Annotated in this window: 19 protein-coding genes; 9 read left to right on the top strand and 10 right to left on the bottom strand. The window is 41.5% G+C overall.

Annotated features, from left to right (window positions below; genetic code table 11):
- Positions 1-26 precede the first annotated feature (26 nt).
- Genes F9K23_09355 through F9K23_09340 form a run of 4 tightly spaced genes read right to left on the bottom strand, consistent with a single transcriptional unit; the run spans position 27 to position 4086 of the window.
- Positions 27-512, bottom strand: a complete 486-nt coding sequence (locus F9K23_09355; protein ID KAB2915930.1) for a hypothetical protein — start codon at positions 510-512, stop codon at positions 27-29.
- Between the two features lie 59 nt (positions 513-571).
- Complete coding sequence (locus F9K23_09350) at positions 572-1075, bottom strand: hypothetical protein (protein ID KAB2915929.1); 504 nt, start codon at positions 1073-1075, stop codon at positions 572-574.
- On the bottom strand, positions 1065-2552 hold the full coding sequence (locus tag F9K23_09345; GenBank protein ID KAB2915928.1) for an AAA family ATPase: 1488 nt from the start codon (positions 2550-2552) through the stop codon (positions 1065-1067). The genes F9K23_09350 and F9K23_09345 overlap by 11 nt, the downstream gene beginning before the upstream one ends.
- Positions 2553-2571: 19 nt before the next feature.
- Complete coding sequence (locus tag F9K23_09340; GenBank protein ID KAB2915927.1) at positions 2572-4086, bottom strand: asparagine--tRNA ligase; 1515 nt, start codon at positions 4084-4086, stop codon at positions 2572-2574.
- An 83-nt stretch (positions 4087-4169) separates the two neighbouring features.
- On the opposite strand from F9K23_09340, the gene rpoN reads away from it, so the two are divergent.
- The 7 genes from rpoN to F9K23_09305 all read left to right on the top strand — a co-directional run bounded on the left by rpoN (position 4170) and on the right by F9K23_09305 (position 13981).
- Positions 4170-5660 (top strand): RNA polymerase factor sigma-54, encoded by a 1491-nt coding sequence (gene rpoN / locus F9K23_09335; GenBank protein KAB2915926.1) that lies wholly within the window; start codon positions 4170-4172, stop codon positions 5658-5660.
- A gap of 59 nt (positions 5661-5719) precedes the next feature.
- Positions 5720-6811 carry an acyltransferase gene (locus F9K23_09330; GenBank protein ID KAB2915925.1) on the top strand — a complete coding sequence of 364 codons (1092 nt, stop codon included), beginning with the start codon at positions 5720-5722 and terminating at the stop codon, positions 6809-6811.
- A 299-nt stretch (positions 6812-7110) separates the two neighbouring features.
- Positions 7111-8715: an outer membrane beta-barrel protein gene (locus F9K23_09325; protein ID KAB2915924.1), complete on the top strand. Its 1605-nt coding sequence runs from the start codon at positions 7111-7113 to the stop codon at positions 8713-8715.
- 27 nt (positions 8716-8742) lie between these two features.
- A complete protein-coding gene (locus F9K23_09320; GenBank protein KAB2915923.1) occupies positions 8743-9600 on the top strand; it encodes a hypothetical protein in 858 nt (285 codons plus the stop codon).
- A gap of 129 nt (positions 9601-9729) precedes the next feature.
- Positions 9730-11568: an ATP-binding cassette domain-containing protein gene (locus F9K23_09315; GenBank protein ID KAB2915922.1), complete on the top strand. Its 1839-nt coding sequence runs from the start codon at positions 9730-9732 to the stop codon at positions 11566-11568.
- Between the two features lie 369 nt (positions 11569-11937).
- Positions 11938-12183, top strand: coding sequence for a hypothetical protein (locus tag F9K23_09310; GenBank protein ID KAB2915921.1), 246 nt, complete (start codon positions 11938-11940; stop codon positions 12181-12183).
- Positions 12184-12286: 103 nt separating this feature from the next.
- On the top strand, positions 12287-13981 hold the full coding sequence (locus tag F9K23_09305; protein ID KAB2915920.1) for an amidohydrolase: 1695 nt from the start codon (positions 12287-12289) through the stop codon (positions 13979-13981).
- Between the two features lie 82 nt (positions 13982-14063).
- Here the strand turns inward: F9K23_09305 and F9K23_09300 are convergent, their stop codons facing one another.
- The 5 genes from F9K23_09300 to kdsA all read right to left on the bottom strand — a co-directional run bounded on the left by F9K23_09300 (position 14064) and on the right by kdsA (position 18256).
- Positions 14064-14849 (bottom strand): 2-(1,2-epoxy-1,2-dihydrophenyl)acetyl-CoA isomerase, encoded by a 786-nt coding sequence (locus tag F9K23_09300; protein ID KAB2915919.1) that lies wholly within the window; start codon positions 14847-14849, stop codon positions 14064-14066.
- 53 nt (positions 14850-14902) lie between these two features.
- Positions 14903-15514 carry a hypothetical protein gene (locus F9K23_09295; protein ID KAB2915918.1) on the bottom strand — a complete coding sequence of 204 codons (612 nt, stop codon included), beginning with the start codon at positions 15512-15514 and terminating at the stop codon, positions 14903-14905.
- Positions 15515-15579: 65 nt separating this feature from the next.
- Entirely contained in the window at positions 15580-16287 is a 708-nt protein-coding gene (locus tag F9K23_09290) for a phosphatase (protein ID KAB2915917.1), read from the bottom strand.
- An 87-nt stretch (positions 16288-16374) separates the two neighbouring features.
- A complete protein-coding gene (locus F9K23_09285; GenBank protein KAB2915916.1) occupies positions 16375-17400 on the bottom strand; it encodes a CBS domain-containing protein in 1026 nt (341 codons plus the stop codon).
- A 22-nt stretch (positions 17401-17422) separates the two neighbouring features.
- Positions 17423-18256 carry a 3-deoxy-8-phosphooctulonate synthase gene (kdsA, locus tag F9K23_09280; GenBank protein ID KAB2915915.1) on the bottom strand — a complete coding sequence of 278 codons (834 nt, stop codon included), beginning with the start codon at positions 18254-18256 and terminating at the stop codon, positions 17423-17425.
- A 138-nt stretch (positions 18257-18394) separates the two neighbouring features.
- Here kdsA and F9K23_09275 point away from each other — a divergent pair, with 138 nt between their 5' ends.
- Positions 18395-19195 carry a hypothetical protein gene (locus F9K23_09275; protein ID KAB2915914.1) on the top strand — a complete coding sequence of 267 codons (801 nt, stop codon included), beginning with the start codon at positions 18395-18397 and terminating at the stop codon, positions 19193-19195.
- Between the two features lie 2 nt (positions 19196-19197).
- A complete protein-coding gene (locus F9K23_09270) occupies positions 19198-20331 on the top strand; it encodes a cytochrome-c peroxidase (GenBank protein ID KAB2915913.1) in 1134 nt (377 codons plus the stop codon).
- A 5-nt stretch (positions 20332-20336) separates the two neighbouring features.
- On the opposite strand, the gene F9K23_09265 is transcribed toward F9K23_09270, so the two are convergent.
- Positions 20337-21038 (bottom strand): hypothetical protein, encoded by a 702-nt coding sequence (locus F9K23_09265; protein ID KAB2915912.1) that lies wholly within the window; start codon positions 21036-21038, stop codon positions 20337-20339.
- Between the last annotated feature and the right edge of the window lie 6 nt (positions 21039-21044).

Below are 21044 nucleotides of genomic sequence, written 5' to 3'. Positions count from 1 at the left end.
TTGTTTTTAGAAGGCTATTACGCCTTTTAGATATATTTAGCAGCAATTACCAACGCTGCAAACACAGCCGACAATATGTAATGGGTAATAGTAATGTTGAAACGCTTACGTACCGCAGGAGAGAAAATTGCCATAAACCCTACAAGACAAAGCAATAGCATAATGGCAGCTAAGGCATAGATGCCGGCACCGCCTTCTTTGCCATTATCACCCGCTGCAAATGATAGTGAGGCAATAATTACCACTAAAAACAATACTTGCATGGCTGCTTGCATCGCCCAACCAATTTTTGAGTTGAAAAGGAACAATATGGCTCCTAAAAGTGAAAGCAGGATAAAAGTAATTTCAAACGATTTGGCGGCTAATACTCCTTGCAAACCATTATTGTATGCCTCGGGGTGGGCGTTGTACATGGAAATGTCTCTTGCTATCGTGGTGATTAGCAAAACGCCGTACAGGCCTGTAATCACTGCCATTACTTTAGCGATAATAATCCATGCTTTGTGGTTCATAGGGAGGGTAGTTTGGTCAAGATTATTTGAGTAGTATTTTCTACTCTTAACGAAAAGTATTAGTAGCAATTTTTTATCATTGGATTTGGCATATATGGGGTTATCATGTATTGCTTTTCTCTGTATTTGAATCTTGTGTTTATTAGCATATCAACCTTGGGGCCTATATCCCGTTTATATATTTCTATATTTGAGACAAAATAAAGTTTTATATCCTTGTATTCAATATTAAGTATTTTGAAGCGATTTTGGATAAAATCATTCAAACAGGTCTTGAATTTCTCAGTTAAATTCTCGAGTTCGAAGTTGCTAGAAGTTTGAATGTTTTTTAATTCTGCTATTGTTAATCCCCAACCATTATCCTTACATTTTCTGATTATTATACAATCTGCAGATGGGGGTGGTACTGCAAAGTTTTTTGTGTTATAATAATTGTCAGGTTTCAATATGATATAATCATTCCTGTCAATTTTTTTATCAATTGTAACACAAACCCCATTCTCGCAGCATTCACAGACGATTATTTTTGATAATTCAGGATCCGTTTCAATCTTATTCAGCATTGTCTTGATTTTGTAATATAGTCATTCTTTCTTTATATAATTCAACTGAAATGTCTTGAAAATTATCGTCTTGAATCCCTTCGTCAGTGACCGTCATCTCTTTATTTTGATAGGTGCCATTTATGCCTTGTACTAAGTGATAAGTACATATTTTTTCGACATTTATTTCTTTTTTCAAAATTATATTGTTTAACTTATTAAACATATAATTGCTATGAGATGTTATAAATATTTTAAGCTTATGACCAATCAATCGTGAGAATAAATCCATAAGTTTGACTTGGACTTCAGGATGGAGGTGTGCCTCAGGCTCTTCTATGAATATGACATCATAACCTCTTTTATGTCTATTGCTTCTTCTGATCAAACCTCCAGTGGTCGAGTAAAATTCGTCATAAAAGAAAGGGTCTTTAGATTGGGTTGACTCAAATTTATGATTTAAGATGTGTTTAAAATATAAAACCAGAGGTGAAAGCTCAGCGACCATAGAGGACGACTCGGATAAATTTAATTCAAGTTTAAGATTATTTGGAGCATAAGTTATTTTTTTAGTTTTTTCATTGTAGTTTACTTTGCCTTTCAAAATGTCATTTTGTAAATAATCAATAATTGGATTAAATTCTTCGTTGATGAATGTTTTATCCAAAGTTGAGAGATCAATAAAGTAATCCGCTAATGGTTCTGTAAGTGATGGGAGTTCAATGGTTTTGTTTTGTATGAAGAATCTGTTTTGAGTGAGTTCAGCAATAATTGGTGTAAATGCATTTAATGCTTGATAAAGACCAGATCTTGAGGCTGGTAAATAGTATATGTCTCTAATATCAGAATCTAATTCTGATAAAGACTGATTCACATAATTGATTGAGTATTGAGCAAATGAAGCCGAGAATTCTGTTTCATTTGGTTCGCCAAATACTTTTTTATCAATAGTTTTGAGAGAAAATTTTGTAGAAATAGTTTTTTTCTCAAGAACTTTTAATTCAAAATTTTTATGAAAATATTTTAGTGTGATTTTATCAGCAGAATTATCTTGTGAAATAATTATTTTCTGAAAATCATTAATCTCAATTGTTATTGTAAAAGGGTTATTAGAGTATCTGTTTTGTAAGTTTGATAATGATGTAAATGTGTTAAAAAGAGAGTTTTGCATCCCATCCAAAAAGATGTCTTCTAAATATTTATTAACCCCACTTATAAATCCATCTGTAATATTTACTTCTTTGTTTTTTTTCTCTTTCTTGATAGTTTTAATAGCCTCAGTAGCCAATATGTGAAATGGGCTTTTTTCTAGTTCGCCTCTATAAAAAATTTGTCTTAGCGAAATGGATTTATTTTTTAAATTTTTTAATAGGCAGTATATCGTGTAAGTTGCGTAAGATTTTCCAATAGAATTCTTCCCATATATTAAATGCAAGTCATTGTTTAAATCAAATTCTAGAAATTCTATCGGCCCAAAGTTTTTAAGGATAATTTTCATAATCAAGTTATAAATAATTTTAAGGCTTCAAGTTGCCATACATTCTTGGGAAGGGAATGCTTTCGCGTACGTGGGGCAGTTTACATACCCAGGTTACAATACGCTCCAAGCCTAAGCCAAAGCCTGCGTGGGGTACGCTCCCATAGCGTCGCAAGTCCAAGTACCACTCAAATGCTTCCATAGGTAGTTGGTGTTCTTCAATTTTTGCGGTTAACATTTCAAGGTTGGTTTCACGTTCGCCACCACCCACAATCTCACCGTATCCTTCGGGGGCAAGTACATCCACACCGCGGGCAAAACGTTCGTTCTCAGGGTCGCGTTTCAAATAAAACGCTTTCACCTCGTGCGGCCAGTTATATACCATAATGGGCACATCAAACAGGCGGGTGATTACCGTTTCGTCGCTACCACCAAAATCGTTGCCGTATTCAAAGTTTTTAGCGCTGGCAATCCATTGGGGTATGTTGCGTTGGTCTTCTTCCAAATCTTTCAACTCACCTTTCAGTTGGTCAATTTTACTTTGGTTAAAGCCAATTTCACCCTTCTTCATACCGGGTGTTTTTATTTTCTCTTCGCGTTCTTCAATTTCTTTTTCAACCTCTGCAATGCGGGTTTGTACTTTTAGTAATTCGTCTTCCAACGATTTAATGCTGTTCACCCCGTTCACATCCTGCTCGCCTTTAATAATCCTCACCGCCTCATCGTAGGTAAGTCGGGGGAAAGGTTTCGCAATGTTTTCAAGCATGGCAGTTTCCCTGCCCACCATTTCCAACTCGGTTTTGCAGTTGTTCAGCACATCGGTAACTATCGACCTTAAGAAATCTTCGATAAGGTCCATGTTATCAAAAATGTCGTAAAAAGCCATTTCAGGCTCAATCATCCAAAACTCGGCAAGGTGTCGGCGTGTTTTCGATTTTTCAGCCCTAAAGGTGGGGCCAAACGTATAAATCTTACCCAAAGCCATTGCCATAGCCTCACCATACAACTGTCCGCTTTGCGAAAGGTAAGCCGGATCGCCGAAGAAATCGGTTTCAAACAAGTTGGTGGTGCCTTCGCTGGCGTTGGCCGTAAACAAAGGCGCATCCATTTGCACAAAATCGTTGCGTTGGAAAAAATTATGGATGGAGTAAATAAGTTGGTTCCTTATTTTCATAATGGCCCACTGGCGGTTACTGCGCAACCACAAGTGGCGTTTGTCCATTAAAAACTCCACCCCGTGTTCTTTTTTGGCTATAGGATAGTCTTGGGTAATTTGGATAATGTTTAAATTATTTACCTGAAGCTCGTAACCGCCCACTTGGCGGTCGTCTTTCAATACTTTTCCTGTAATTGTAAGAGAACTTTCTAAGGTAAGCGAGCGTGCATTTTCAAACACTTCTTCGCTCACGGTTTCTGCGCTTACTACGCACTGGCACAGGCCTGTACCGTCGCGCAGAATCACAAAAACCAATCCTTTACCTTCGCGTTTGTTACTTACCCATCCTTTTAGGGTCACTTCCTGCCCTTCGTGGGCACTCAAATCCTTGATATACATTCGTTTTATACTTCGTCGTTTCTTCTTTGGCAAAAATAGCACTAATTTTGGGCAAAATTTTTGTCATTGTTCGGATTATAAAGATGCTGAAACAACAACTTTCGCAAAAATTACTTCAGAAATTATCTCCGCAGCAGATACAATTTATCAAGCTGCTGCAACTTAGCACGCAAGATTTTGAGCAGCGTGTAGAGCAGGAGATGATTGAAAACCCCGCGCTAGAGAACGGGAAGGACGCCGACGATGCCGATTTTAATCAAACCGAAACTGAAAATACCAAGGAGGATGACTTTGAGGATATTGACAGCGAGGTAGAAAAAGAGGATGTGTTTGACGACGGCGATTTGTTTGACCTTGACGATTACATGGGGGGCGATAGTGACGGCGACGGGTTCCATTTGTATGAGGAAAGCGGCAGTGACGATGAACGTAAGGAATTGCCAATAGCCAGCACCAGTTCTTTCCACGAGCAATTGCTTGAACAAATACAGGCCAGTATGCACGATGAGCACGAGGCTGTGCTTGCCGAGCAAATTATTGGCAGCATTGAAGAAGACGGATATTTGCGCCGACCTCTAGGGGCGATTGTGAACGATTTGGCCTTCTCGATGAATGTGGAAACTACTGTTGAGGAGCTTGAGAAGGTACTTCACAAAATACAATCATTAGAACCTGCAGGTATTGCTGCACGCACTTTACAGGAGTGTTTGTTGTTGCAATTAAAACGCAAAGACAAAGTGCTTCATCCTGAGGTTACTTTGGCTATCCGCATTATCAACGACTTTTTTGAAGATTTTACCAAGAAGCATTACGAAAAGATGCTTCGCCAATTAAAGGTGAAGGATGAGGATTTTAGGGAGGCGGTAACACTTATTACCAAGCTTAATCCTAAGCCCGGTGATAGCGGCACCAACATAAAAACCCAATACATAGTACCCGACTTTATTATTGTTGACACCGATAGCAAACTTGAGATTGTACTGAACAGTCGGAACGCTCCTGACTTGAGGGTGAGCCGCACGTATTTGGATACGCTGAAAAGCTACGACCGTAACCAAAGCAATAATAAGCAGATTAAAGAAACCGTGCAGTTTATTAAGCAAAAACTGGATGGGGCTAAGTGGTTTATCGACTCGATAAAGCAACGCCAGAATACTTTATTGCTTACTATGAATGCCATACTGAAATATCAGTATGATTATTTTTTAACGGGAGACGAAACCAAACTAAAGCCGATGATATTAAAAGATATTGCGGACGAAGTGGGTTTAGACGTTTCAACCGTTTCGAGGGTGGCAAACAGCAAATATGTGCAAACCGATTTCGGGATTATATCGCTTAAATTTTTCTTCTCAGAAGGGATTACTACTGACGACGGAGAAGAGGTGAGTAACCGCGAAGTGAAGAAAATATTACAGGATGCGATTGAAGGCGAGGATAAAAACAAACCCCTGCCCGATGAGCGTTTGATGGAAATATTGAAAGAAAAGGGCTACAACATAGCCCGCCGCACAGTAGCCAAATACCGTGAACAACTGAATATACCTGTTGCCCGTTTGCGCAAACAGATATAACTGCTATTTTTCTTTGTCAAAGTGTTTTATCATTGCGAAAGCATAGGTTGCTTTTGTAAATGACACAACCCTCATACATTAAGGAGCTCGACGGGCTTAGAGCAATTGCCATATTATTAGTTTTGGTGTGGCATTACTTCTTAGGCCAAACCACCCCTGATACCATTACCCCTGAAGTGTGGCTGGGGCTATCATGGACATGGAGCGGCGTTGATTTGTTTTTTGTGTTATCGGGGTTTTTAATTACCCGCATCCTTCTCAATTTTAAGGGCAGCCCCAATTATTTCAAAACCTTTTATGCACGGCGGTTGCTGCGTATTTTCCCTCCTTATTATTTGTTGTTGATAGTGTATGTGTTGCTGGTTGCCGCAGGCATCACCCGCTATATCCCTGCGTTGCTCAGTAGCCCCATTCCCATATACTCGTACTTTTTATACATCCAAAACATATACATGGTTTGGGATGGTTTTGGTGCAGGTTGGATGAGTGTTACATGGTCGCTGGCGGTAGAAGAGCAATTTTATTTGTTATTCCCGCTGGTAATTTATTACGTCAACAGTCGCCATTTACCCAAAATATTTATAGTAGGCATACTGCTTGCCCCCATATTCAGGGCGTGCATTGGTAGTTACGGGGCCTATGTGCTATTACCCAGCCGTATGGATGCGCTACTGGCAGGGGCATTGATAGCGTACTATTATGCAAGCGGGCACATTACCCGTTTACTCACTCAACACCGCCGATTTTTGTGGTTGTTTACCCTGCTTATGTTTTTGGTAATGATAGTCTCGTTGTTTAAAGACAACGGAAACCGTACAGGGGGTATTCTCAGCCATACAACTTACTTGTTGCTGTATTCATCGCTGTTGGTTACAATATTGGTGAACGAAGGCACAAGCACTACCCGGTTTTTTACCAATAAGGTATTGGGCTACATTGGTAAAATATCCTACTCGGTGTATTTATTTCACCAAATCTTCATCATGGCGTTTTACCCGTTGTTTTTAAATGAACATATTCCGTGGTTGCGCAATGTACAATCCGTATGGGTAACACTGGCCGCGCTGGCTGCTACGTTTGTTTCGGCTTCCTTGTCGTACTACCTGATTGAAAGACCCCTACAGAAATACGGCAGAAAGTTTAATTATTAAGGCTAACGTTATCTATACTGTAAGGAAATAAATACCCCTGCTTAACGTTTGTAAATGATTGCTTTTGGGGCTTACCAAGCAGCAAAAAAAACAGCATACAACTGTCTTAATTGTAACCTGTAAGAGAAAGAATACTCTAGCCCACTTTACAGCCATATCAAGGAAAATATTTTCCAGGCATGAGTGTTTGTCCACAATACTATCCACCACATTTTCGACGAAAAACAATGCACATACGATTGTGGAAATACACTGCGTTTAATCAACGTACTTTGATACTACATTTTGCTTAAGGCTACATGACAAAATACCTATACAGTTTTATTTTTCTACTGGTTTCGTTATCGGTAACTGCCTCTAAAACAGCGGAAGAAGAGCGTAGTTACGATGAGCGTACCCATGTGGTGCAGCCTAAACAAACCCTGTATAAAATATCCCGACAGTATGGTATTTCGGTAGCAGCAATCAAAAAAACTAACAAGCTGCAAAACGATGTAATCAGTGCCGGAGCCCGTTTAACCATAAAAATCCCTAAAGACAATGATATTTTTCAGGTACACATTGTAAGGGTGTCCGAAGATTTAGACGGTATTTCTGAAAAATACCTGCTTCCGTCAAGCATTTTGTTGAAATACAATGATTTGGATGATAATGTGGTGTTTCCCGGCCAACGCATTTTCATTAAAATTGATAAAATAAACACTAAATACACGTACACGGGCGATGAAGATGCTCCTTTGACGGATGCCGAAGTGGACGGCAGCGATTTAACTGTAAATGGTGGTCAGTCTGCTCCTGCACAGCAACCAGCAAGTGAAACGGCTGCAACAGGAGATAATACCCCGGTGTATGTGTTTAACAGTGCACCAGCAACCTCTGCAAAATTAAAAGACAGCAGCACCGCGCCCAACAAAGCCTTTATGATTGAAGGGTATCTGGATGCTTACTATGCGCAATTTAGTGATAGAAACACCAACGGTGCGCTTAGCAGCTACGCCATGAGTGCTCCCAAGCACAACCAAACCGGTGTTAATACTGCCCAGCTTGCGGCTATATACAACGATACGAACCTGCGCGGAAACATTACCCTGCAAATAGGTGATTTGCCTAATGCAGTGTACCCAGCCGAGTTGAAGTATTTGCAACAAGCCAATGCGGGTTTCAAAATTGCAGGCCCGTTGTGGATGGATGCAGGCTTTTTCCGCTCACCTGTGAGTGTTGAAGATTTTCCCAACCGCAATAATTACAGCAGTATTTACAGCTATACCCGCTTTTACGAACCTGTATTGATGAGCGGGGCTAAACTTGGGGTAGAGTTGGATAACTTTAAACTTAGCTTTTTTGTAGCCGACCGCACTTTTACGGCGGGCAATATTACCAATGCGAATGTATCGTACGGTGCAAGCATGAAGATATACAGCGGCAAACATTGGTTGTTTGGAGCAAACGGACTTTATACCCAGATAAACAGCGGTACTGGTAAAGAAAGCCGCACCTATGGGAACGTATTTGTAGCCTCAAATCGTAAGCACTTAGATGTATTGGCCTATGCCAATGCAGGTGTGCAAAGCAATAAAACGTTTATGAGCGGTGTACTTAATATCCGTTATAAAATAACGCCCAAATTTGCACTGTTTACCCGCGGAGAATACTTTGTAGACAGCAGTGCGGTTGTATCACCTTTAATGACGGGTACTGACGGCAAGCAACAGGGGTTAAGTGCTACGGCCGTATCAGGCGGTTTAGAGTTTAAGGCACATGCTAACCATTATCTTAGGGTAGAGGCCCGCAATACACAGGTAGGTAAGGATTTTAAAGTGTTTAACGATTATTACAACAACGGTACACTTACCAACCAACGCTGGGAATTTGTTATTACTACCGGAATCTGGTTTGGGAAGTAATTCCCCAAAAACTGCTAATTTGCAGTAGTGTCCCACACCTTTAAATTTCACCTGAAAACATCGCGACCCGGGCTTTGGTTCCCGACGCTTTGGTTGTACGTGGTGCCGACTGCTGGCATGGATATTTGGGGCAGCATTGAGTTTTGGGTAGGACTTTTCTATTTCACGTTTCCGTTTAACTACCTTATTTATAGTTGGAACGATTTTGCTGATATTGAGATTGATGCCCAAAATCCCCGCAAAAACAGCTACCTGTTTGGGGCGGTAGCTATTCAGGGCTTACAAAAGCAAGTCGTATGGGTAAATGTTTTTACCCAACTGCCATTTTGGGTATTTTTTGTCTGCCACACAGGTTATTATATGATTTGGTGGATTAGCGCGTTGTTGTTCCTCAACTACATATACAATAATAAAAAGCTGCGTGTAAGCGGCAGGCCGCCGTTTGAGCTATTGGTTTCGTTAGGATATTTACTGGCACTTACCCTTAGCATACAACTAAACCATTTACCCAAACTGCCACTTTATACCTACCTCTACTTAATCTTGTTTGCCATACAATCGCATTTAATTGGTGAAGTAATGGACATTGCCCCCGATAAAGCGGGAGGAAGACGAACCACCGCCACCGTGTTGGGTTATCGTTATTCAAAACTGCTGTTGGCTTTTATCATCAGTATTGAAGCGTATTTGCTGTTAAGCGAGTTTAGCGAGCTGTTTCTGGGTGGTTTTTTAGCGGTGTATGCTTTGTATATGACGGTTGACGGTCTTTTTATCTTTAAAAACAAACCTTACCCGCTACATTTGGTAAAACTTTTTGGCATTTGTGCCAATATTGCAGCATTGGCAACAATGGTATGGTTATGGATTACCGGTAGCCTTGTGTAATTGATTTACTGACGGGTTGAGTGAAAGATTCACGGGATTAAATTCCTCAGAAAGTGCGTCTTTTCTGAAGCAAAAGGCTCATTCATCCGCCACTGCAAAACTGTAAACAGAAAACTTAAAACTAAATTCATGGCCCGTTCACGCGAACAACAAGATATTCCCAAAGCAAAAATTAATAAAGAAAGCCTGCAAAAAGCCGCCCGCCTATTTTCATACGCGGGCAACCAAAAATGGAAGTTTGTGTTAGGTTTTATATTTCTAGTACTAAGCGGAAGCACTTCATTGATATTTCCTTACCTGACGGGGGATTTGGTAAAAGCAGTTACACAATCACAAGAGCAAATAAATAAGGTAGGTATGTACCTACTAGTGCTATTTGTGGCTCAAGGTATATTTTCATATTTCAGGGTGCGTTTGTTTGTAGATGTTGCCGAAATTACCCTTGCTTCCATCCGCACCGACGTTTATAAAAACCTTATCCGCCAACCCATGTTGTTTTTTACTCAGCGAAGAGTGGGTGAACTAACCAGTCGACTTTCTGCGGATACTGCTCAAATACACGATGCGTTTACAGGAGCTCTAGCTCAATTAGTGCGTCAGCTAATTACCATAGTAGGTGGTATTATAATGCTGTTTTTCTTAAATGTTGAATTGGCACTAGTAATGGTAGGCGTTGTACCGATAGTGTCTGTAATTGCTTTTGTATTTGGAAAATACATTCGGAAATTCTCGCGCAATGTTCAGGATAAAGTAGCCGATAGTAATGTGATAGTGGAGGAAACCTTACAAGGGGTGCAAAACGTAAAATCGTTCGCAAATGAGTCTTACGAGATAAGCCGGTATATTAAAAGTATAGATATTGTTAAAGGGCTTGCGATGAAGCTAGGTAGAGTGCGCGGTGTTTTCTTCTCATTCATAGTAACTGTTATGATGGGTTCGTTGGTGTTTTTGTTGTGGTACGCTTTGGGTATGGTTGCCAATAAAGAAATGCTCCCCGAAGATCTTACTTCATTTGCCTTTTTAACCTTGTTTGTAGGCGGTTCTTTCGGGGGGATTATTGAGCAGTACAGCCAATTGCAAAAAGCATTGGGTGCTACCGACCGAGTGTTGGAGATATTGAATGAGCAACCTGAAGACATTGGTATTGAAGAAACTGAATTACCCGCGCAATACGTTATTAAGGGCAATGTAACTTTTGATAATGTGAAGTTTAATTACCCCAGCCGACCTGAGTTTGATGTATTAAAAGACATTTCTCTTACCGCCGAGGCGGGCCAAAAAATAGCGTTGGTAGGACCCAGCGGAGCTGGCAAATCAACCATTGCCAGCCTGTTACTACGCTTTTATGAACCTCAAAGCGGCAGTTTATTATTCGATGGGACTAAGTCTACAGATATACCGCTTAGCTACCTCCGTCGCCAAATGGCTATTGTACCCCAAGATGTATTTTTGTTTGGCGGTACCATCAAAGAAAACATCTTATACGGCAAGCACAACGCAAACGATGCAGAAGTGATAGAAGCCACCAAACGAGCTAATGCCCACGACTTTATCATGGGATTCCCTGAAGGGTATGATACCCTTGTGGGCGAACGTGGCGTGAAACTATCGGGCGGCCAACGCCAACGCATAGCAATTGCACGTGCATTGTTAAAAAACCCGACCATATTGTTGTTAGACGAGGCCACCAGCTCACTTGACAGTGAAAGCGAACATTTGGTGCAAGAAGCACTGGAAGAATTGATGAAAGGCCGTACTTCATTTATTATCGCACATAGGTTGTCTACCATTCGCAGCGCCGATAAAATTGTGGTGATTGAAAAAGGTCGCGTAGTGGAGCAGGGCACACATAATGAACTTGTGAGTAGCGAAAACGGCCTATACAAACGCCTCAGCGCAATGCAGTTTGAAGGAGAATTATTCAGTAGCTCTCCCGATAAAGAGTCGATGCTGTCCACACAAGGGTAAAAAAACTTTTTTCTCTTCACGTCCCTTTATTGGTAATAGATACAGGGGTTTTTAAACGGTAATGCCCCCGTTCGGGTGTTTATAAGCCTTTTAGCCGTTGGGTCTTTTTTTTAAGGCGGTTTTTCTACCGCTAAATAACCCCGTTGGTATCGCTCTGTTTATTGTCATTTCTAGGCAATAATTTTGTGTGCACTTCCAACGTTTTCGGGGCTTATGTAGTCTATGTTAATATAAAAACTATGGAGGCAAAAAGTAAATTATAGGCTGCGATTAAAACCAAAACCGTTAGTATTTCGTTATATTATTACAAGCCCGTTTACTTTTTGGCAACAAATTTGAATTAAGTACTGTACTTTAAAATATACGGCCATGAAAAATCTACTTACCCTTCTGCTGTTTTTGTCTGCTTCGGCGGGTGCTTTTGCCCAAAATGTAACCCAGCAATCCGTAGCACCGAAAGGTTCGCCTTTCATTACCCATCTAATGGATTTTAGTTGGGTATATATCACGGCTTTTGTGGTATTGGTAGGCTTTTTTGTAATGGCGTATCTGCTTGGCTGGGATAAAAAATTGTTTAAAAGCAAAGCCGGCGACGACAACCATATGTTTATCTAAAATCAGAGCAATTTTTATAGATAACTTTTTGTGTTAGCCCTTGTGCATGTTGCACAGGGGCTTTTTTGTTGCTCCGTAGTTTTGTTTTAGTAGTTTTGAAACTATGTACACCTCTGCAAAACGATTCAGCTTTATACTGTTTGCCTTGCTATTGTTGGCAAATTGCACCCCAAAGACTACAACGCAAAAGATTGATAAGCTACTGTACAATGCTACGTTTTATACGTTGATTGATAGTTTACCTATTGCCGAAGCTGTTGCAATTCATGAGGGAAGAATAGTCGGTGTGGGCAAGAAAGAGGAATTACTTAAACAGTTTGCTCCCGACACTTCTGAAGACTTGAAAGGGGCGTTTGTATACCCCGGCTTTATTGATGGCCACGCCCATTTTTACGGGCTGGGAATGTTTACCCACCGTGCAGACCTAACTGGTAGTAAAAGTTTTGAAGAGGCATTGATGCGCTTACAAGAGTTTGCTAAAACTAATAGCGAGCCTTGGTTGCTCGGTAGAGGTTGGGATCAGAACCTGTGGGAGGGTAAGAAATTTCCTGATAAAACAAAGCTGGATGCGTTGTTTCCTGACAGACCTGTGTTGCTTAAACGTGTGGACGGCCACGGGGCTCTTGCCAACCAAAAAGCACTGGATTTAGCGGGTATTACTTCAAAATCGGTGATTGCGGGAGGGATGGTAGAAGTTAAGGTCGGAAAACTTACGGGTATTTTGCTGGATAACGCGGTAGATTCTGTTGAAAAAGCTATTCCGCAGCCTACGGATGAACAAGTAAAAACATACTTGCTGAAGGCACAGGAGATTTGTTTTGCAAACGGCCTTACCAGTGTAGTGGATGCAGGGCTTGAAAAACGTTTTATTGATATTATTAAGAAGTTGCAGGACGAAGGTTTGCTGAAAATGCGCCTGAATGTGATGGTGAGTGCCGATGATGCTGGATTGGATTATTACCTGAAAAACGGCCCCATAAAAACACCGCTGTTAAATGTAAGTTCATTTAAGTTGTACGGTGATGGGGCTTTAGGTTCACGCGGGGCGTGTTTGTTGCAGCCCTACAGCGATGCTCCTGAAACTAAAGGGTTTTTATTGAGCAGTCCTGAAAGGCTAACGGAGGTAATTAATAGGGTGGCAAAATCTAAGTTTCAGTTGTGTACCCACTGTATCGGCGATTCGGCCAATCGTTTTGTGTTAAACGCTTATGGTGCTGCTTTGGGCGAAAATAATAACCGCCGCTGGCGTATTGAACACGCACAAGTAGTGAATCGTGATGATATTGCCAAATACAAACAGTTTGGGGTATTGCCCAGTATGCAACCTACACACGCAACTTCTGACGGGGTTTGGGCTGTTGATCGTTTGGGCAATGAACGCATCACCAATGCCTATGCTTTAAAAACGTTGATGCAGCAAAACGGTTTAATTGTATTGGGTACAGATTTTCCCGTAGAAGGAGTTAGTCCGCTAGAGACATTTCATGCAGCTGTGAAACGAGCTACATATGCTCAGCTTTCTGCTAAATCAATCCTTATACCTGCTGATAGTATTACCAACGAGGCGCAATGGGGTTTCCAGCCGCAGGATGCGCTGAGCAGAATAGAAGCACTAAAAGGCATTACCATTTGGTCGGCGTACGGCAGTTTTGAAGAAAACGAAAAGGGTAGCATGGCGGTAGGCAAATATGCCGACTTTACCGTCCTGAATAAGGATATTTTAACCACTCCGGCCTTGCACGAAGCATACGTTCTATCCACTTGGATAAACGGAATGAAGGTATTTGAAAAGAAGTAGGAAGAGATTATTGCTGTTTCCCTCAGCCCACTTTTGCAGGCGAAGAAATTAGTATTTAATGTAACTGTGTTAAACGAACAACTTATTCGCCTGTGAATACAGGTTTGCGTTTTTCGTTAAAAGCTTTTACGCCTTCTTTGTTATCAGCACTGCGGCCTGCAATTTCCTGGCAATATGCTTCGTATTGCAACATAGTTTCCAAATCACTGTTAAACGATTTGTTCAACATCTTTTTCATTAAACCGATAGCTTTGGTAGGAGCAGATGCGTAGTAAGCAGCAATTTCGGCAACAGTAGCATCCAATTGGTCGGCAGCTACTACGCGGTTCACCATACCCCATTCAAGGGCTTGTTGTGCCGATACTTTGTTGCCCATCGTACTTAATTCAAAAGCACGGTTACTGCCCACTAAACGAGGTAAAAAGTAGCTTGAGCCTGAATCTAACACCAAGCCCACATTAATAAATACTTCAATCAAGCTGGCATTTTCAGCCGCTACTACAAAATCGCAGGCAAGAGCCAGTGAACAACCTGCACCCGCAGCCACACCGTTCAGGCGGCCTATGATGGGTTTAGGCATATTGCGCATAGCGCGGATAATAGGATTGTAACGTTTGTATAATGAGTCGGCCAATGAGCGGTCTTTGCTATCGGCAATGGCCTTTAAATCCTGTCCTGAGCAAAATGCTTTGCCTGCACCGGTAATTACCAACACGCGCACTGCCTTATCGCGTTCAGCTTGTTTAAGCGCATCTTGCAGCTCGTAGCTTTGCGCATCGTTAAACGCATTAAACACATCAGGGCGGTTTAGGGTGATGGTGGCAACACCGTTCTCAACAGTATATAAAAGGGCTTCGTAGGTACTCATTGTAGGATAATTTTTGGCAATATTACTAAAGTTTGGGGGATAGTGAAAAGGGGTTATACAATCAACCCTATTAAAAATACAACGGTGAAACCGAATAAAAATCCGCTGTACACCTGAGCAGGCGTGTGTGCTTTTAATTGCAAACGGGCAACGCCTACCAGTCCTGAAAGTAATAGTGAGGCTACCAACAAGCCGCTTACATTAAACAGCGAATATGTGGCCATATAGGCTAACCAGCCTACTACGCCGCCGCAACCCGTCATGTGGAAGCTGATTTTGTAATAGTTGGTAATAAACCCCGATAGGATAATGGAAACGGTGGTGCCCAGCATAAACATTTTTATCTTATCGTAGCCCGTTACCCTGCCCAGCATGATATATACCGTTACATAAATGGCCGAGGTAACAAGGATGGGTAGTTTGCGTTCTTCGCGGGTTTCCATCATCAGTGATTTGATAGTACCCGTGCTTTTCATCAATATAGCGGCCAATGCGGGCAGCATAAAGGTGAGCAGGAATACAAACGCTAGTATGTAAAATTTTTGGGATGAAGTGGTTTGCAGGTAGTAATACTCATCAAAGTATAAAATGAATAGTACCCCTAAAAAGGGCATTATCAAAGGCTGCAAAATGTAGGTAATCAGTTTAGCCGCTTTATCAGTCAAAACAGTAATGGTTTATGGCAAAGGTATTGATTTGCAGGTTTCGGGCTAAAAAAAGTGCCAAACAACTAGGGCTTAATTTCTTGCACTCCCTCTTCGGTTCTTGTATAGCGTAAAGGCTTCACCTCGTTGCGTTTTGCAAAATACTCGGCATAATTGGGAGCAAAACTCAGGCGGTTGTTTACCAGTTGGTCAAAAGTGCCGTTCAAAGCCATTATCAACTCAGCACATTCCCGCAAAGCGTGTTGGCCGCCTTCGTGGGCGGTAATGTAATCGGTTAGGCCGTTTTCAAGCACAAAACGGGTGGTAAGGGGTTGGCTTTTGCGGCCTAAATAAAAACGTGCGCCGCAAATTTTGGCCATTCCCAAATCCAATACATCGTCATAAAACCAAGCTACGTTTTCAGGTTGCAGCGAGTGTGCTTTGCAAAAATGTTCAAACGCTTCGTTTTTGTTTTTTATCCTGAAATAGAAGGCGTAAAAACTTTCACGGTTGGCAAAATCAAACGCCGTAGGGTTTTCCTCACCACTTATAATGGCTGCAACAGGCAGTTGGCCGTTTCGGTAATAATAGTCGTACCGCATCAGGTTAATACCCATGCTGTCAGCCTCGCTAAAACCGTTCGGGTGTCCTGTGCTTTTAATAGCATCGTTAAACACACCGTCCCAATCAAACACAAACGCTTTTATGTTTTTCAGCTTTTCAGCAAGTTGGGCAGCAGGAGTTATAAACTGCCCGCCGATGGCTGTAAAAGTTTCTTCTACCTTTTGTAACATACCAATGTGATTAAGCTACAAAGGCACGAAGACGCAAAGTTTTCTTAGTGTCTTCGTGCCTTTGCGGCAAATATTATAAAGTGAGAATTAACCGATCAAATCCAACTTTACGAAATCTTGGATGTCAAGCATACCAAAAAGTTCGTTGTTTTCTAATACTACGATGTTGTCTATTTCATGTTTTTTAAACAAGTCAACAGCTTCGTACAACAACGCTTTAGAGTTGATGGTAATCGGGTATTTAAATTCGAAATCGCTTAATTTTTTATCTAAAACAGCTTTACCGTCAGCGTTTATCTTACGGCGAAGGTCGCCATCAGTAAACACGCCAACCAACTGGCCGCTTGCATCAACTACCGATACTGAACCCAAACCGCTCTTGTTCATTTCAACCACAGCATCTAATACGCTTTGGTCTACACTAACGCGAGGATTGTATTGGGCAATAATTTCGTTTACGCGCATAGTCATCAATTTAGTATGCTCGATAAACTGATCAGTGCCTACGGTAGTAAGGTTGTTTTCAGTAAGTTTCTTCATTACACTCCAAGGAGCAGTAATGGTGTGCACACCGGTAAGCAAAGCCGTACGAACGTGCTCAGCATGACGAACCGATGAGAACATGATTTTAGTATCGTAGCCGTAGTAGTTAACAGCTTCAACACATTGCTCGATAAGAGTTAGGGCATCGTGTCCTTGGTCTTGCAAACGGCCTACCAGCGGACATACGTAGGTAGCACCTGCGTGCATAGCCATGTAAGCTTGCGATAGGGTATACACCAAGTGGATGTTTACCATGTACCCTTTGCTGCGCAAACGCTTGCAAGCAGCAATACCTATGTTTGATACCGGGATTTTAAACACAGTTTTCTCAGGGTCAAGGCCAAGGGCAATAAGGCGGTCAGCCTCTTTTTCCACTTCCTCAACGGTGTCGCCCAAAGCTTCCACTTGTAGTACGTTCACCATTTTGGCAAGTTTCAAAATTGCTCCGTCAACGTCAGTAATACCGTGGCGGTGCATAAAAGTTGGGGTAGTAGTCAACCCGTCAATAGTGCCCAGCTTCAGGGCCTCTTCTATTTCTTTAAAATCTACTGAGTCTAGATATAGTTCCATTATAGGGATAAAGGGTGTTTAGTTAAAGTTTATACTTCTTATTTACTTCATGAATTTCAAGCAAGGGCTTGATAAATTCTTCCAAATCATACACGCACAACTGGCTGGCGGCATCGCACAAAGCCCTTGCAGGTTCGGGGTGGGTTTCAATAAACACACCGTCAACACCCGCAGCAACTCCGGCACGGCTGATAGCCGGCAAAAACTCCCTTGCTCCGCCTTTAGGGTCGGCGCTGGGTATACCGTATTTGCGTATGCTGTGTGTAATATCAAACACCACAGGGTAGCCAATTTGGCGCAAGTGGTGCATACTGCGTGGGTCAACAATCAAATCATTGTACCCAAACGTATAGCCGCGTTCAGTTAGTATAATTTTATCATTCCCTGCTTCCTCTACTTTGCGGGTAGGGTGAATCATGTTTTCAGGAGAAAGGAACTGTCCGTGCTTAATGTTTACAACTCTTCCGGTTTTAGCCGCAGCCGTAACCAAAGTGGTTTGCATACACAAGTAAGCAGGTATTTGCAATATATCTACCACTTCGCCGGCAATAGCTGCTTGCTCAGGGTAGTGTATATCTGTTAATACAGGAACATCAAACTCTTTTTTGATACGCTCTAACAGGCGCACACCTTTTTCAATGCCCGGTCCATCATAGTATTTGGCCGAACTACGGTTATCTTTTTGAAACGAAGATTTGAATATCCAAGGGATATCCAAACGGGTGGTAACTTCTTTCAGATATTCGGCGGTAGTAAGCATTGTATCATCGTCTTCAATGACACATGGGCCCGAGATAAGGAACAACTTATCATTACCGCATTCAATATTACCAACTGGTACTTTTTTTGCAGACATTTTTTAGAATTGCCGCAAAGTTAATCTTTAATTTTCATTTTGGAATAAAGGGCTTATTAAGTTGAGCGAAGCATCAAATAAAGCCGATGGGATGTACTATTTTAGGCAACAAATACTGTACTTAGTAAGTCTTTATATATGGAAACCTTGTTGAATATGCTTAAACACATTAAGTGGGCAAAACTGGGCATTGTGGCGCTGTTACTGGCTGCCATTGCCGCAACTCTTTTTTTAGGCGGGTGCAAAGAAAACGACCCCGAAATACCTGCGGGCTTAGATGATAATACTGTGAAGGTGGTGTTTACGGCAAAAGCAAACAACAAGAGTTTTGCCATGGATACAAAGTATAACGTAGATGCAGAGGGGTTTAACTATAAGTTTGAGTTGCTGAAGTTTTACTTATCAAAAATGTATTTGGTGAAAACTGATGGAAGCAAAGTGTTGGTAAAAGATATTGAGATGATTGACTTTCGCAAAGACAAACCTAATTTATCAGTAGGTGCGAAAGTTGAAGCCGGCGAATACAAGGAAATAACTTTTGGGATTGGAGTTGACTCGGTAAGTAATGTAACCGACCCTTCAACCTATCCTAATAACCACCCTCTTTCTTTAATTAACGGTACCTATTGGGATATGGGTTCGCAATACCGCTTTTTGTTGATTGAAGGCCGCTTGGATACCATGCAAAACGACACATTTAGTGTGCCGTTTGTTGTGCACACAGGTACTAATGAGTTGTATCGCACAAAAACATTGGCTCACTACGTTAAATTCACCAAGGGGGATAATAAGGTGATTACGATTGAGATTGATGCAGATAAGTTTTTAACCGGTATCGACTTTGAACATAAGCACGTGAGCCATACCATTGGTGGTGGGTTTGAGATTGCTAAAAATATTGCCGATAATTTTGTAAATAGCCTCAGTATAAAGGAATAACTATGGGTAAATTATTGAATAAGGGATTACTGCTTATTATGGCGTTAGGTGTGATGGTATTTGTATCACAATGCAAGCCCGATGATAAAACCGACCCTGTGTGGCCCGGTGACGACGCTTATACCCTTACGTTACCCTTAGGCTTTTTTACACCGCCTTCAAACCCTAATAACCCGCTTACTGTAAACGGAGTGTTGTTGGGGCGTATGCTGTTTTATGATTCAGCATTATCAGGAAATAATACCCAAGCCTGTGCCAGTTGTCACAAACAAGAACACTCGTTTACCGATGCTCCTAATAAATTCAGCAAGGGGATTGACGGAATGGAGGGTGATAAAAACAGCATGGCCATTATTAATATGGCTTGGAACAAGGACTTTTTTTGGGACGCTCGCAGAAACTCTTTAGAGGCTCAAGCTCTTGACCCTGTTCGCAATCCTATTGAGATGCACGAAAGTTGGGTGAACGCTGTTGCCAAAATACAAGCAAAGACTCAGTATCCGCCAATGTTTAAAAAGGCTTTTGGAACGGATAAAGTTGATTCATTATTGGTTGCAAGGGCACTTTCGCAGTTTATGCGCAGCATTGTTGCCACGGGCAGCAAGTTTCAGAAAGGTTTTCCTGGGTTGGCGGGCTTAACAAATGATGAAAAGGCAGGCCATAAGATTTTTATGTCTCCCGATAAAGGCGATTGTTTCCATTGCCACCCTACATCAGGGTTGTTGATGACTGATAATTTTGTAGATAACCCTGTACAACGTTTGCACAATAACGGCTTGGATTGGGAGCCTCCTATGGGAGTGCTCACGGGCCATGCAAGAGTTAGCGGTAATGTAAACGATAATGGCAAGTTTAAAGCGCCTACATTGTTAAATGTAGAGTTAACAGCACCCTATATGCACGACGGACGTTTTGCAACGCTTGAAGAAGTGGTGGAGTTTTATAATTCAGGGGTTAAAATGTCGCCCACGCTGGATGTGAATATGAATATTAAAGCAGATAGCGGCCCTCGTAGATTTGAAAATGGTATTCGTAAACTGGATTTAACTGAGTTGGAAAAAAAGCAATTGGTAGCCTTCTTAAAAACCCTTACCGATTTATCGGTAACAACCAATCCTGCATATGCTAAGCCTTGATTTCTTTAAAAATACACTGATAGTTCAACGCTAAGGTTTTTGATGTTTTTCACATCGCGCAGACCGGGTTTCAAATCAATAAACTGTACTGCGTTATTGTTTAGCGATTGCTTGTTATACGACGCAAAATCACCTGCAATATTCAATAAACCGTATTTAAGTGCTAGTTGAAAGCCTGCATAGCGGGTATTAAAATGGTAGCCAACAACGGCATCCAAATCATACTTTTTAAAGGGCAATTGCAAAAACGCAGGAAAGGGTTCAGGGCCTATAAACAAAGATGAACGCATTAGCCGAGAGCCTTGCACACCAGCAATAATGCTGTGCTTAAACCCGGGGTCTAATTGTATCATGCCCAATATGTTTAAGTCAAAATAAAACAAAGAGATTTGCGAATAACTTAAATCACCATTGTCGTGGCGTGCCCCGCGAATGGATGCCCCAAATTCACTATTCAGGTGAAAACCTTTAAATAAGTTTACACGGTAATAAAATGCTCCTTGATAACCGCGAGTAACTTTAGTGTTCTTCAAATCGCCCGAACGCAGCGTATTTAAACCAAAACCTAAGCGAACGCCCAGTTTATCCCGTTTGGTAGCTTCGGGGCTAAATTCGTCCAACTCCTGATTATAGAGCTGAGCATCGGTTGTACCCCAGCACAATGCGGCAATTGCTAACAGGATACTATGTTTTATTTTTTGTATCAATACCTT

It is taken from the genome of Bacteroidota bacterium (assembly GCA_008933805.1).
Taxonomy (GTDB): Bacteria; Bacteroidota; Bacteroidia; order UBA8524; family UBA8524; genus SB11.
The sequence above is the reverse complement of the archived record's forward strand: the minus strand, read 5'-3'. Positions and strand labels throughout refer to the sequence as shown.

Bases quoted from the DNA above. Each gene is read 5' to 3' on its own strand.
- F9K23_09355 (KAB2915930.1), bottom strand. From the start codon at position 512: ATGAACCACAAAGCATGGATTATTATCGCTAAAGTAATGGCAGTGATT.
- F9K23_09350 (KAB2915929.1), bottom strand. From the start codon at position 1,075: ATGCTGAATAAGATTGAAACGGATCCTGAATTATCAAAAATAATCGTC.
- F9K23_09345 (KAB2915928.1), bottom strand. From the start codon at position 2,552: ATGAAAATTATCCTTAAAAACTTTGGGCCGATAGAATTTCTAGAATTT.
- F9K23_09340 (KAB2915927.1), bottom strand. From the start codon at position 4,086: ATGTATATCAAGGATTTGAGTGCCCACGAAGGGCAGGAAGTGACCCTA.
- rpoN (KAB2915926.1), top strand. From the start codon at position 4,170: ATGCTGAAACAACAACTTTCGCAAAAATTACTTCAGAAATTATCTCCG.
- F9K23_09330 (KAB2915925.1), top strand. From the start codon at position 5,720: ATGACACAACCCTCATACATTAAGGAGCTCGACGGGCTTAGAGCAATT.
- F9K23_09325 (KAB2915924.1), top strand. From the start codon at position 7,111: ATGACAAAATACCTATACAGTTTTATTTTTCTACTGGTTTCGTTATCG.
- F9K23_09315 (KAB2915922.1), top strand. From the start codon at position 9,730: ATGGCCCGTTCACGCGAACAACAAGATATTCCCAAAGCAAAAATTAAT.
- F9K23_09310 (KAB2915921.1), top strand. From the start codon at position 11,938: ATGAAAAATCTACTTACCCTTCTGCTGTTTTTGTCTGCTTCGGCGGGT.
- F9K23_09305 (KAB2915920.1), top strand. From the start codon at position 12,287: ATGTACACCTCTGCAAAACGATTCAGCTTTATACTGTTTGCCTTGCTA.
- F9K23_09300 (KAB2915919.1), bottom strand. From the start codon at position 14,849: ATGAGTACCTACGAAGCCCTTTTATATACTGTTGAGAACGGTGTTGCC.
- F9K23_09290 (KAB2915917.1), bottom strand. From the start codon at position 16,287: ATGTTACAAAAGGTAGAAGAAACTTTTACAGCCATCGGCGGGCAGTTT.
- F9K23_09285 (KAB2915916.1), bottom strand. From the start codon at position 17,400: ATGGAACTATATCTAGACTCAGTAGATTTTAAAGAAATAGAAGAGGCC.
- kdsA (KAB2915915.1), bottom strand. From the start codon at position 18,256: ATGTCTGCAAAAAAAGTACCAGTTGGTAATATTGAATGCGGTAATGAT.
- F9K23_09275 (KAB2915914.1), top strand. From the start codon at position 18,395: ATGGAAACCTTGTTGAATATGCTTAAACACATTAAGTGGGCAAAACTG.
- F9K23_09270 (KAB2915913.1), top strand. From the start codon at position 19,198: ATGGGTAAATTATTGAATAAGGGATTACTGCTTATTATGGCGTTAGGT.